The following is a 13,206-nucleotide window of genomic DNA, read 5'->3' as shown; positions in this document are numbered from 1 at the left end:
CGTGACGCTGATATAGAACTCCACCAAAATGGAGTAGAAAGTGTCGGATACACCTAAGGTTTTTTTGGTCGGCCTTAACAAAACAGCCACGCGTTCCATATTCGTCTTATTCAAACGGTCAGGATACCCTGCGCTGCATTACGAAGGCGGTAGACTCGCAGAGGATATCCACGCCGCAAAACTGTCGGGCGAAAAACCGCTAGCGCAATACGAAGACATCGTCTTCTTCGGCGACATGGAATCGATCGCCAAAGAAAGCCCTCCAATCGAGGCCTACCGCGACTACGAGCTCCTTGATCAACAATATCCTGATGCGAAATTCATCCTGAATTACCGCGATGTAAACGGTTGGATCATGAGCAGATTGAACCACCGTAAAGGTAAATATTACCGCCAATATATCCGCCACTACGGAACTGCAGATATCGCCGAGATCTGCACGCGCTGGCGCGACAAGTGGTATGAACACAACGCTGCCGTTCGGTCCTATTTTGCCGACAAGCCCGGGAAATTGCTTGAATTCGAATTGGGTGTCGATAGCGGTGAAAAAATCGCCGAGTTCGTTGCACCTGAAATCGAGTTAAACCTGAAATATTGGGGCAACGAGACAAAGCGCATTGCAAAAGCAAAAGCAAATCGCAAACGCAACGCGTAAGATCGCAATCACTTTCGGCTGCAGAATTAACCCTTTCGTTATCACGAATCGCATAGTTGTCGGGGTACATCAAACCGGCGGCAGCTATTTGTGATCACACTTTTTAAAGCTGTGATCACAAATGTCGCTTTTTCGGCGATTCCGCCAAGAAACCCTTTCTGAATGAATTCAAAATAGGTCTATATCGTTTTAACGCATATCAGACCGAAGGACGACTTCATGAACATTCACGAATATCAGGCAAAAGCACTGCTCGCTTCATACGGGGCGCCCGTCAGTGATGGCCGCGCAGTCCTCAAGGCTGAAGACGCAAAAACAGCTGCTGGCGAAATGGACGGCCCGCTTTGGGTTGTTAAGGCGCAGATCCACGCAGGTGGCCGCGGCAAAGGTAAATTCAAAGAAGCAGACGCTGGCGATGCCGGCGGTGTTCGCCTGACGAAGTCCGCAGTTGAAGCGGCTGAAGAAGCCAAGAAGATGTTGGGCCGCACATTGGTCACGCACCAGACTGGCCCAGCCGGCAAGCAAGTGAACCGCATCTACATCGAAGACGGTTCTGGCATTGAAACAGAAATGTACCTCGCCCTGCTGGTTGATCGTCAGACATCCCGCATCGGTTTCGTTGTCTCCACTGAAGGCGGCATGGACATCGAAGAAGTGGCTGAGAACACACCTGAAAAGATCCTGAATTTCACAGTTGATCCGGCGACTGGCTACCAAGCCTATCACGGCCGCCGCGTTGCCTTCGCCCTTGGCCTTGAAGGCCAGCAGGTTAAGCAGTGCGTGAAACTGATGGGCCAGCTTTACAAAGCCTTCACTGAAAAAGACATGGAGATGCTTGAGATCAACCCGTTGATCGTAACTGACTCCGGTGATCTTAAAGTTCTCGACGCTAAAGTGGCTTTTGATGGCAACGCGGTTTACCGCCACGCTGACATCGCGGCCCTGCGCGACGAAACAGAAGAAGACCCGAAAGAATTGGCAGCCTCCAAGTTCGACCTGAACTACATCGCCCTCGACGGCGAAATCGGCTGCATGGTCAACGGTGCTGGCCTCGCGATGGCGACAATGGACATCATCAAGCTTTACGGTGCTGAGCCTGCGAACTTCCTCGACGTTGGTGGCGGTGCCACCAAAGAGAAAGTGACCGAAGCCTTCAAAATCATCACGTCTGACCCACAGGTCAAAGGCATCCTCGTCAACATCTTCGGCGGCATCATGCGCTGTGATGTAATCGCCGAGGGCGTTGTTTCTGCGGTGAAAGAAGTGGGCCTGAAGGTTCCGCTCGTCGTTCGTCTCGAAGGGACAAACGTTGAAGAAGGCAAAGCCATCATCAACAACTCCGACGTTGACGTGATCGCAGCGGACGACCTGAAAGACGGCGCCGAAAAGATCGTAAAAGCGGTTAAAGGTTAAGGACCCGAACCGTGCGCAAACTCGCCATCTCTTTAAGTGCAAGCCTCATGTTTCTTGGGGCTTGCATGTCAGACGCCGAAAAAGATGCGGTGCGTGAAGAGTTGTTCTTGATGCCCGATGCGGGTGTCGAAACTGTTAACTTGGATTTCGCTATGTCCGAGTTCAGGCGTGTTTGCTTTATCAACGAAGGGCGCCTTCGTAACGCGCTGCATTTGCTCGAAACCTCGCGCTACACGTTCCACGAAAGCATCGAAATCTATACCGACAACCAGTACGTCATCAGTTTCAATGTTCAGCCCGCCAGCACGAGTGGAAACAACCCGTTCTGTTCCATGGTTTGGACACCAATTGAAACCGTTGAGGAAGCCCGAGACCGAGTAGCTGCTGAATTTCCAGATGTTGATCTGCGGATCAATGCAACCGGATCAATAACTGCCTTTTTGTATGGAACCTATTAAAGATGCGCATGTTTAAGAACCTCGCCCTTTCAGCCCTCACGCTCAGCACCCTCGCTGCCTGTGAAACACCCGCGCCGGGTGTTACAATCACGCCAGAGGCGCTGGAACGTGTCGACTCAATTACAGCTGAAACAGTCGCACCGTCCGTAAGCCCAGCAACCGCAATCACAACATTTGACGCATTTTGTGGCCGCTTCCCAGCCAATCCAGCGGGAACGCGTGCTGCAGTTCAGGCAAATGGTTACTTCCTGATGGCAACCGCATCATTTGACGGCCTTGAAATGTGGGCCAGCGAAAATGGCGCGCCACTGGTGGCGCTAGGCAATCGTGATGGCGCCAAGGTTTGCATGATCATGCTGAAAGAAGGCCGGGACCTGAGCTCGGCAATTTCAAACTACGTGCAACAAAAACACGGCGGCTCAGCCGTTAATATTGGAGAAATGCAATTTGGTGCGGACACGGCGGAAAACGTCTTTGTCGTGCCGAATGCCCCTCCAGTCATCTACTTCTCTCTCGTTCAAGCTCAACCAGGCCTCGGCCGCGTTGAAGCTATCGCAACTGTTACCGAATAAAGGACGCCCCAATGGCTATTCTCATCGACGAAAACACCAAAGTAATCTGTCAGGGTCTGACGGGCTCTCAGGGTACATTCCACTCTGAGCAGGCCATCGCTTATGGCACCAAAATGGTTGGCGGCGTGACACCTGGTAAGGGCGGTCAAACGCACCTTGACCTGCCGATCTTCAACTCCGTTCACGAAGCGATGCATGTGACTGAAGCGAATGCTTCTGTGATCTACGTGCCTCCGCCCTTCGCAGCGGATTCCATCCTCGAAGCGATCGACGCCGAGATGGAATTGATCATCTGTATCACTGAAGGCATTCCAGTTCTGGACATGATGAAAGTGAAGCGCGCTTTGGAAGGCTCCAAGTCCCGCCTCGTTGGTCCAAACTGCCCAGGCGTTATCACACCTGACGCATGCAAAATCGGCATCATGCCGGGCCACATCCACAAGCGTGGTTCTGTTGGCGTTGTGTCGCGTTCCGGTACGCTGACTTACGAAGCCGTGAAGCAGACATCTGACTCCGGCCTTGGCCAATCCACTGCTGTAGGCATCGGCGGCGACCCTATCAAGGGCACTGAGCACATCGATATCTTGGACATGTTCCTCGACGACGACGAAACACACTCCATGATCATGATCGGTGAAATCGGTGGTTCCGCAGAAGAAGAAGCCGCTGAATTCCTGACAGCCCAAAAGAAAAAGGGCCGCTGGAAGCCAACTGCTGGTTTCATCGCAGGCCGCACAGCCCCTCCAGGCCGCCGCATGGGCCACGCTGGTGCGATTGTTGCTGGTGGTAAAGGCGATGCTGAAAGCAAGATCGAAGCAATGAAGTCTGCTGGTATCGTTGTGGCTGATAGCCCTGCGACATTGGGCGAAGCTGTGCTGGAAGCTATCTCCAAATAAACAATCTGGCCGCCCTTTTCCAAAGGGCGGTCTTTGTCCATTTTGCCTTTGGGTGCCATAATGACTGATCAATCTTCCAACGACATCTTTCACGCTTCTTCCTTCATGCAAGGGCACAACGCGGAATATATCGAGCAGCTTTATGCGCGGTATGCGGATGATCCGAATGCGGTCGATGAAAGCTGGCGAGACTTTTTCGCGTCCTTGGGGGATGCCCCATCCGATGCCAAAGCCGAGGCCGCTGGCGCCTCTTGGGGCCGCGCCGATTGGCCGCCTGTTCCGAATGACGACCTAACAGCCGCGCTTGACGGTCAGTGGGCCGCTGAGCCTGAGGCTGCGGGCAAGAAGATCAAAGCAAAGGCCGCAGATGCAGGCGTTGCCATATCTGAGGGCCAAGTGCGCAATGCGGTTCTGGATTCCATCCGCGCTCTGATGATCATTCGCGCCTACCGTATTCGCGGACACTTGGTTGCTGACCTTGATCCGCTCGGCATGCGCGACCAGACTCCACACCCTGAGCTGGACCCCGCGTCTTACGGCTTCACCGCCGCCGATATGGATCGCAAGATCTTCATCGACAACGTGCTGGGCCTTGAGCACGCAACGATGAACGAAATCATCGCCATCGTGCGCCGCACCTATTGCGGCACGTTCGCGCTGCAATACATGCACATCTCCAACCCAGAAGAAGCGGGCTGGCTGAAAGAACGCATTGAGGGCTACGGCAAAGAGATTGCCTTCACCAAAGAAGGCCGCAAGGCGATCCTAAACAGCCTTGTTCAGGCCGAAGGCTTTGAGAAATACCTCCACGTCAAATACATGGGCACCAAGCGTTTCGGCCTTGATGGCGGCGAAAGCCTGATCCCCGCGATGGAGCAGATCATCAAACGTGGCGGCCAGTTGGGTCTCCAAGATATCGTGATTGGCATGCCCCACCGTGGCCGCCTGTCCGTTCTCGCCAATGTTATGGAAAAGCCGTACCGCGCGATCTTCAACGAATTTCAGGGCGGTTCCTTTAAGCCCGAAGACGTTGATGGTTCTGGCGACGTGAAATACCACCTCGGCGCGTCATCTGACCGTGAGTTCGACGGCAATTCGGTTCACCTGTCTTTGACTGCGAACCCGTCCCACCTTGAGGCCGTGAACCCAGTTGTTCTTGGTAAAGTGCGCGCCAAACAGGACCAGACAAACGACGTCGACCGCACGAAATCCATGGCGATCCTGCTGCACGGCGATGCGGCCTTTGCGGGCCAAGGCGTTGTTGCAGAAGGCTTTGCGCTTTCAGGTCTGCGCGGTCACCGCACAGGCGGCACAATGCACATCGTCGTCAACAACCAGATCGGGTTCACAACTGCGCCGCACTTCTCGCGCTCATCCCCCTACCCGACCGACAACGCGCTGGTCGTCGAAGCACCGATTTTCCACGTGAATGGCGACGACCCAGAAGCCGTGGTTCACGCCGCACGCGTCGCGACTGAATTCCGCCAGAAGTTCCACAAAGACGTGGTTCTGGACATCATCTGTTACCGCCGCTTTGGTCACAATGAGGGCGACGAACCGATGTTCACCAACCCGGTGATGTACAAGAAGATCAAACAGCAAAAGACAACACTGACGCTCTATACAGACCGCCTCGTGAAAGACGGCCTCATGCCTGAGGGCGAGATTGAGGATATGAAGCAGACGTTCCAGGATTATCTGGCTGCTGAATTCGAAGCCGGAACTGACTACAAGCCAAACAAGGCTGACTGGCTTGATGGCAAGTGGTCCCATCTGGACAGCCAGAAAGACAAATATCAGCGCGGTAAAACCGCGATCAAGAAAGAAACGTTTGACCAAATCGGTCAGGCGCTTTCCTCTGCACCCGAAGGCTTCCCACTGCACAAAACCGTTGGCCGTATTCTTGGCGCGAAAGCCAAGATGTTCGAAACCGGCGAAGGGTTCGATTGGGCAACTGGTGAGGCGCTCGCGTTTGGTTCTTTAATGACTGAAGGCTACCCTGTTCGCCTGTCCGGTCAGGATTCCACACGTGGTACGTTCTCGCAGCGTCACTCTGGCCTCGTGAACCAAGACACAGAAGAGCGTTACTACCCGCTCAACCATATCCGTGACGGCCAAGGCAACTACGAAGTCATCGACTCCATGTTGTCTGAATATGCCGTGCTTGGATTTGAATATGGGTACTCGTTGGCAGAACCAAACGCGCTGACCCTTTGGGAAGCCCAGTTCGGTGATTTCGCCAACGGCGCGCAGATCATGTTTGACCAATTCATCAGTTCTGGTGAATCCAAATGGCTGCGCATGTCCGGTCTCGTTTGCCTGTTACCGCACGGTTATGAAGGCCAAGGGCCAGAACACTCAAGCGCACGTCTGGAACGTTTCCTCACCATGTGTGGCGGCGACAACTGGATCGTTGCGAACTGTACAACACCGGCCAACTACTTCCACATCCTGCGCCGTCAGTTGCACCGCAGCTACCGCAAGCCGCTGATAATGATGACGCCGAAATCGCTTTTGCGTCACAAGATGGCAGTGTCCAAAGCGGAAGAATTCCAAGACGGTTCATCCTTCCACCGCATTATGTGGGACGACGCCCAGCACGGAAATTCAGACACTAAATTGGTTGCAGACGACAAAATCAAACGCGTCGTTATGTGTTCAGGCAAAGTCTACTATGACCTTCTGGAAGAACGCGACGCACGTGGCATCAATGACGTCTACATCATGCGCTACGAACAGTTCTATCCTTTCCCAGCACAGTCCGCGGTGAAGGAATTGGAACGCTTCGCGAATGCCGAAATGGTTTGGTGTCAGGAAGAGCCAAAGAACCAAGGCGCTTGGTCGTTCATGGAACCCAACATCGAATGGGTCCTCACACGGATCAAAGCCACACACACACGTCCCGTTTACGCGGGTCGCGCCGCTTCCGCATCGCCCGCAACGGGCCTCGCGTCGCGCCACAAAGCAGAACAAGCCGCTCTCGTTGACGAAGCGCTCACCGTTAAAGGATCAAAATAATGACCGAAGTCCGCGTCCCAACCCTTGGCGAATCCGTCACAGAAGCAACTGTCGCAACATGGTTCAAAAAGCCCGGCGATACTGTCGCGCAGGATGAAATGCTGTGTGAACTTGAAACAGACAAAGTAACGGTTGAGGTCCCAGCACCCGCCGCTGGCACCCTGTCCGAAATCGTAGCTGCCGAAGGCGATACAGTTGGTGTTGATGCGCTACTGGCTCAAATCTCAGCTGGTGGCGAAGCCGCCCCAACAAAGGCTGCTCCTGCTGCAAAAGCGGCGGCCGAACCTGCATCCGGAGGAAATGAAATGGACATCATGGTCCCAACGCTCGGTGAATCCGTAACCGAAGCAACAGTATCCACATGGTTCAAAAAGCCGGGCGAAGCATTCGTCGCAGATGAAATGCTGTGTGAGCTTGAGACCGACAAAGTTTCTGTTGAGGTGCCTGCACCTGCCGCTGGCGTGTTGACCACAGTCCTTGCCGAAGAAGGCGCAACAGTTGAAGCGGGCGGCAAGCTCGCGATCATGTCCACAGACGCAAACGCGGCCCCAGCGCCCGCAGCAGCGGCAGCCGCGGCTCCGGCAGCGGCATCCTCAGCAAAGGACGTCGAAGACGCGCCAAGCGCCAAAAAACTGATGGCAGAAAACAATCTGACAGACGTCACAGGCACCGGCAAAGACGGCCGCGTGATGAAAGAGGACGTGTTGAACGCATTGGCAGCCCCTGCGCCCGCAGTTGTTGCAGCCGCACCGCCACGCGCGCCAGTCGCTGCAAACCAAGAAGCCCGCGAAGAACGCGTGAAGATGACGCGCCTGCGCCAGACCATCGCGCGTCGCCTCAAGGACTCTCAGAACACCGCCGCCATGCTGACCACCTACAACGAGGTCGACATGACCGAGGTGATGGCCCTGCGCAACGAGTACAAAGACCTGTTCCTCAAGAAGCACGGTGTCAAACTCGGCTTCATGTCCTTCTTCACCAAGGCTTGTATCCACGCCCTGAAAGAAGTGCCTGAGGTGAATGCCGAGATCGACGGCACCGATGTGGTCTACAAAAACTACGTCAACATGGGCATCGCGGCGGGTACGCCAACGGGCCTCGTGGTTCCGGTTCTGAACGACACGGATCAGATGTCCTTCGCTGGCATCGAGAAAGCCATCGCCGAAATGGGCGCGAAAGCCCGCGACGGCAAACTGTCCATGGCAGAAATGCAGGGCGGTACGTTCACCATCTCTAACGGTGGCGTCTACGGCTCGCTGATGTCCTCACCGATCCTGAACCCACCACAGTCCGGCATCTTGGGCATGCACAAAATCCAAGACCGCCCGATGGCGATCAAAGGTGAAGTCGTGATCCGCCCGATGATGTACCTCGCCCTGTCCTACGATCACCGCATCGTAGACGGCAAAGGCGCTGTGACATTCCTCGTACGAGTCAAAGAAGCGCTTGAGGATCCACGTCGCCTCCTCATGGACCTCTAATGACTGCACGCAACATAGGGCAGCCCGCGACCCTGGGTGGGGGTGAAGCCCCCTCCCGTGGGGAGGGTCGGGGGCTGCCCGTGCAAGCACGGGCGATATGATAAAATGACTGAGTTTGAACACTGGCTTTGGCCTGCCATATTGCTAGTTTTGCTCTGGCTCATCTTTACCGCCGTTCGGCGACTTCAAAGAGACTTGGAGGTAATTACCAAGACTGTTCAAACAATACGTCAGGTTCAAACCAGACGTTCCGCTGAATACATGCTCATTGAAAATGAGTTGTCCACGCTTTTGAGCTGCATGATCGAAAGCTCTAACGACGAGGAAACTAGAGAAAAATTACTGAAGGTAGCTCAAGACCGCCATTCGAGGCTACGTTCGAGGATTGAGCATGGGACCGGTAGTTCGGAACACCTCCGTGGTCTTGAGCTCCCGCTTGAAGAAGATGATCCTTGGTTCAATAGCGATGTGGCAGAAATGATGGTCCCCGAAGCGTTTTTGAAAGAAGACAAATGACCCCCGAACTCACCATCCTCGCCCTCGCAGGCCTGCTGCAAGCACTTCAATTCTTCCTCTACTCAACGCTGGCGAACATGCAGGTGCCGACAAAAGTTGCACTCGGCCCACGCGACACCCCTGTCGAGCTTCAGGGCTACGCTGGCCGCGCACGACGTGCGTTGAACAACCATTTTGAGGGGTTGATCCTGTTCACCCTCGCCGTGGTCGTGGTCACCCTGTCCGATCAATCCACATCGCTCACCCAAACCGCCGCTTGGGCCTATCTTATCGCCCGCGTGCTATACGTCCCTGCCTATCTCATCGGCAAAGGCCCGTGGCGCTCTCTCATCTGGTTCGTCGGCTTTATGGCGACCGTCATCATGATTATCTCAACTCTGATGTAAGGCAGCTGTATATACAGAATATATACGGATTCTATACAGGTTCTTTACAGCCCAAATTCGAAGGAAAACCCCATGTCCAGCTACGACGTCATCATCATCGGTTCCGGCCCCGGCGGCTATGTCTGCGCTATTCGTTGCGCGCAATTGGGTCTTAAAACAGCTATCGTTGAGGGGCGTGAAACGCTTGGCGGCACCTGCCTGAACGTGGGCTGTATCCCGTCCAAAGCATTGCTCCACGCGTCCCACATGCTGCACGAAGCACAGCACAATTTCGCAGCAATGGGCCTGAAGGGTAAGACCCAGTCGGTCGATTGGAAACAGATGCTCTCGTATAAGGACGACGTCATTGGTCAGAACACCAAAGGCGTTGAATTCCTTATGAAAAAGAACAAAGTGGACTGGCTTAAGGGTTGGGGTTCGATCCCTGCTGCGGGCCAAGTCAAAGTCGGCGATGAGGTCCACGAGGCCAAGAACATCATCATCGCGTCCGGTTCCGAGGTTTCCTCGCTTCCCGGTGTTGAGATCGATGAAAAGACTGTCGTGTCCTCAACGGGCGCGCTGGAAATGAAGAAGATACCGAACAAGCTGGTCGTGATTGGCGCAGGCGTCATCGGGCTTGAGCTTGGGTCCGTTTACAGCCGCCTTGGGTCTGAAGTGACCGTCGTTGAATTCCTCGACGCAGTGACGCCTGGCATGGACGGCGAAGTCCAGCGTCAGTTCCAAAAGATGCTGACGAAACAAGGCATTAACTTTGTCATGGGCGCAGCGGTGCAAGGCGTTAAATCCAAAGGCGGCAAGGCCACAGTCACCTACAAATTGCGCAAAGATGACAGTGAAGCGACAATCGACGCCGACACTGTTCTGGTTGCTACAGGTCGTCGCCCTTACGTTGACGGGCTTGGCCTTGAAGCACTTGGTGTTGAGCGTTCTGAACGCGGCCAGATCAAGACAGATGGCAACTACGCGACAAACGTTGCTGGCATTTACGCGATCGGTGACTGCATCGACGGTCCGATGTTGGCCCACAAAGCCGAAGACGAAGGCATGGCCTGCGCTGAGGGCCTCGCCGGACAGAAACCTCATGTTAACTATGGTGTGATACCTGGTGTCATCTACACCCACCCTGAGGTCGCGAATGTTGGCAAAACCGAAGAACAGCTCAAGGATGAGGGCGTCGATTACAAGGTCGGCAAGTTCTCCTTCATGGGCAACGGCCGCGCCAAGGCGAACTTTGCTGGTGACGGTTTCGTAAAGCTCCTCGCGGATAAGGCGACGGACCGCATCTTGGGCGCACATATCATTGGCCCGATGGCTGGTGACCTGATTCATGAGGTTTGTGTTGCTATGGAATTTGGCGCCGCTGCTGAAGATCTTGCACGCACATGCCACGCCCACCCGACTTATTCAGAAGCTGTGCGTGAAGCCGCGCTGGCTTGTGGCGACGGTGCAATCCACGCTTAAATTGCGTTAACAGATTGTTAACCAAAATGACGGGCGGCGCCAGAAATGGCCCGCCCGTTGTCAAATCCTTGCCTTATCCTCGCCGCACAGCACGCGCATCCTGTACCTCAGTGACAACCAGAAGGTATCAATATGCGTAAGTTCCTGCCCATCATCGCGCTCTCATTCGGGCTGACCACAACTGCATCAACTGCAGATGCGTATATTGTTTCCGGCGAGGACTTGCGTTTTGTGGCCGAAACCAGCCTTCCTGGGCAGGCGGGCGAACCCGTTTCATTGTGCCATCTCGTGGACTTTACAAATGCGCTGTTCGTTCCGGTTTATACATCAGTGCAGTCTTACGCCCTGTCCCCAGATGGTTGCGTTGGCGATTCCTACCGTGCCCTTTCCGCCGAACAGTTTTCCGCAATGCAGGCCTCAGGGCTTCTGCCGGCAGAGCTTCCAGAAGCGCCAAGGGCCACCATCAAAGACCTTCTTTGGGGTCATGCGTGGTTGATTGTCGCTGCTATCGGTATCTTGTTTAGCGCTCTCATTGCATTTCGTGATCGCAAACCGCGCAAAGCGAAGACACCCGACGCACTCGCGATCCATTCCCTTGTCGCGATGAGCCAAGTTGCCATCGCAGATGGGCGAATTGACGATGCTGAGGTCCAACAGATTTCAAGTATTTTGACCCGGCTGACAGGCACATCCTATGCGCCGCAACAGGTGATGGAACTTCTAAGCCGCTTGAACCCGTCCCCATCTGACATCGATCAGATCGGCGAAGGTCTGTCCGACGGGGACCGGCAAATTGTACTTGAGGCCGCGCTGAACATTGCCGTTGCTGACGGTGAAATTCACCCGAGCGAATACGCTGTGGTATCTGACTTAGCCCAGCGTATGCGTATTGGTGCCGATCAATTCCGCAGTGCAATGGCGCGTATCTCAGCGCATTTGCACACGGTTCCGCAGGCCTAAACTTTTAGCATCCGTAGACCTTGGGTCGCATCTGAACGCACGGCAAGCTTTAGGCTCGCCTCGTCGCCAGCTTTTAGCGCAGCAAGTATCAGCAAGTGATTGCGCGGTGGTTCCGTGCGCCGCAAACGCCCGTAAAGTTTGGACATTGTCGGGCCAAGTTGTAGCCAAATGGTTTCAGCCATTGCCAACATCGCCGGTGCTTGTGCGCGCAAATAAAGGGTGCGGTGGAATTCGAGGTTTAGCTTGATGTAGCCCGGTGCGTCCTGTCGCGCGATGACCCGCGCGACCCGTCCGTTGATTTCTTCTAACCGTTCAATCAGTGCCATATGCGCCCGTGGCAACGCCCGCGCTGCGAGTTCTGGCTCTAGCAATGCTCGCAACGCCGCGAGCTCTTCGATGCGTTCGTTGGACAGCTCTGGCGTCGACACGCGGCCTGATGATGACAGGAACAATGCCCCTTCCGCCACCAAACGCCGCGCTGCTTCGCGTGCCGGTGTCATCGACACGCCGAACTCTTTCCCAATCCCACGCAGGGTTAGCGCCTGTCCGGGGTCAATTTCGCCATGCATGATACGGGCACGCAATGTGCGATAGACGCGATCATGGGCGGCACCGGTGGGTTCATTTGCTTTGGATTGGATCAACATGGGGCGTTTGTGATCACATCAACGCGCGACGTCAATCAAAACGCACACGCTGCAATGCGCCGCCGTGATCGCGCAACCATTTACGACATGCCTTATGCGCTGGATACAGACGCTCAACAGTGGCCCAGAAACGGGTCGAATGATCCATGTGCTGAAGATGCGCGACCTCATGGGCTGCGACGTACTCAAGCACCTCAGTCGGGGCCATGATTAAGCGCCAAGAGTACATCAAGTCGCCCGCAGAGGAGCATGACCCCCACCGCGAGCGCGTATCGCGCAGTGAAATGCGTCCATAAGGTTTCCCCAGCGCCGCGGAATACCTGTCCGAGGCGTCTGCCAATGCGTCGCGGGCCTGCAGTTTCATAAACGCAGCGACCCGTTTTCCCACTTTGTCTGGGTCATTCGGTAACGCCAGGGCACCGTCGATGAGGCGCGCACGTTTCACATCACCTGCGACAAGTGGAAGCTCTGCGCCGCGAAATAGCACCGTTCCGCCCAAGACAACTGGCATCTCCGGCTCGATTCCATCCAAGTGCCCGCGCAGCCACGCTTCACGCTCTCGCAGGAAGGCCATCCCTTCGCGTTCTGGCACCCTATTGGGCAATGTCAGCGTCGCACGCCCGTCTAAGCGCGAGATACGCAGGCTGAGCCGCCGTGCGCGCGCAGAACGCCGCAACAGAACCTCTACTGGGGGGTTGCCTTCGAGGATCAAACGTCCCATATCCGCCTTTCACATTTATACG

The 13,206-nt window shown here is 55.1% G+C and carries 13 protein-coding genes; 11 read left to right on the top strand and 2 right to left on the bottom strand.

Features of this window, described 5'->3' with window-relative positions:
- Positions 1-40: 40 nt before the first annotated feature.
- The 11 genes from OSB_RS02300 to OSB_RS02250 all read left to right on the top strand — a co-directional run bounded on the left by OSB_RS02300 (position 41) and on the right by OSB_RS02250 (position 11,816).
- Positions 41-655, top strand: coding sequence for a sulfotransferase (locus OSB_RS02300; protein WP_049833462.1), 615 nt, complete (start codon positions 41-43; stop codon positions 653-655).
- A gap of 219 nt (positions 656-874) precedes the next feature.
- A complete protein-coding gene (sucC, locus tag OSB_RS02295; RefSeq protein ID WP_049833461.1) occupies positions 875-2,068 on the top strand; it encodes an ADP-forming succinate--CoA ligase subunit beta in 1,194 nt (397 codons plus the stop codon).
- Between the two features lie 65 nt (positions 2,069-2,133).
- On the top strand, positions 2,134-2,526 hold the full coding sequence (locus tag OSB_RS02290) for a hypothetical protein (protein WP_143831172.1): 393 nt from the start codon (positions 2,134-2,136) through the stop codon (positions 2,524-2,526).
- Positions 2,527-2,534: 8 nt separating this feature from the next.
- The gene (locus OSB_RS02285) at positions 2,535-3,098 is read left to right on the top strand and encodes a hypothetical protein (RefSeq protein WP_143831170.1); all 564 of its coding nucleotides are present in this window, start codon (positions 2,535-2,537) and stop codon (positions 3,096-3,098) included.
- A gap of 11 nt (positions 3,099-3,109) precedes the next feature.
- Complete coding sequence (gene sucD, locus OSB_RS02280) at positions 3,110-3,994, top strand: succinate--CoA ligase subunit alpha (protein WP_049833458.1); 885 nt, start codon at positions 3,110-3,112, stop codon at positions 3,992-3,994.
- Between the two features lie 60 nt (positions 3,995-4,054).
- Entirely contained in the window at positions 4,055-7,012 is a 2,958-nt protein-coding gene (locus tag OSB_RS02275) for a 2-oxoglutarate dehydrogenase E1 component (RefSeq protein WP_049833457.1), read from the top strand.
- Complete coding sequence (gene odhB, locus OSB_RS02270) at positions 7,012-8,493, top strand: 2-oxoglutarate dehydrogenase complex dihydrolipoyllysine-residue succinyltransferase (protein WP_412457885.1); 1,482 nt, start codon at positions 7,012-7,014, stop codon at positions 8,491-8,493. Before OSB_RS02275 ends, odhB begins: the two co-directional genes overlap by 1 nt.
- A 105-nt stretch (positions 8,494-8,598) precedes the next feature.
- Positions 8,599-9,009 carry a hypothetical protein gene (locus OSB_RS02265; RefSeq protein ID WP_143831168.1) on the top strand — a complete coding sequence of 137 codons (411 nt, stop codon included), beginning with the start codon at positions 8,599-8,601 and terminating at the stop codon, positions 9,007-9,009.
- Complete coding sequence (locus OSB_RS02260; protein ID WP_049833454.1) at positions 9,006-9,395, top strand: MAPEG family protein; 390 nt, start codon at positions 9,006-9,008, stop codon at positions 9,393-9,395. Before OSB_RS02265 ends, OSB_RS02260 begins: the two co-directional genes overlap by 4 nt.
- Positions 9,396-9,467: 72 nt before the next feature.
- Positions 9,468-10,856, top strand: a complete 1,389-nt coding sequence (gene lpdA / locus OSB_RS02255; RefSeq protein WP_049833453.1) for a dihydrolipoyl dehydrogenase — start codon at positions 9,468-9,470, stop codon at positions 10,854-10,856.
- A gap of 132 nt (positions 10,857-10,988) precedes the next feature.
- Entirely contained in the window at positions 10,989-11,816 is an 828-nt protein-coding gene (locus OSB_RS02250; RefSeq protein WP_049833452.1) for a tellurite resistance TerB family protein, read from the top strand.
- Here the strand turns inward: OSB_RS02250 and OSB_RS02245 are convergent.
- Positions 11,813-12,463: a GntR family transcriptional regulator gene (locus tag OSB_RS02245; RefSeq protein WP_049833451.1), complete on the bottom strand. Its 651-nt coding sequence runs from the start codon at positions 12,461-12,463 to the stop codon at positions 11,813-11,815. The genes OSB_RS02250 and OSB_RS02245 overlap by 4 nt on opposite strands.
- 31 nt (positions 12,464-12,494) lie before the next feature.
- Entirely contained in the window at positions 12,495-13,184 is a 690-nt protein-coding gene (locus OSB_RS02240; protein WP_049833450.1) for a M48 family metallopeptidase, read from the bottom strand.
- Positions 13,185-13,206: the final 22 nt, after the last annotated feature.

Origin of the sequence: Octadecabacter temperatus, assembly GCF_001187845.1 — a bacterium.
Classification (GTDB): Bacteria; Pseudomonadota; Alphaproteobacteria; order Rhodobacterales; family Rhodobacteraceae; genus Octadecabacter; species Octadecabacter temperatus.
The sequence above is the reverse complement of the archived record's forward strand: the minus strand, read 5'-3'. Positions and strand labels throughout refer to the sequence as shown.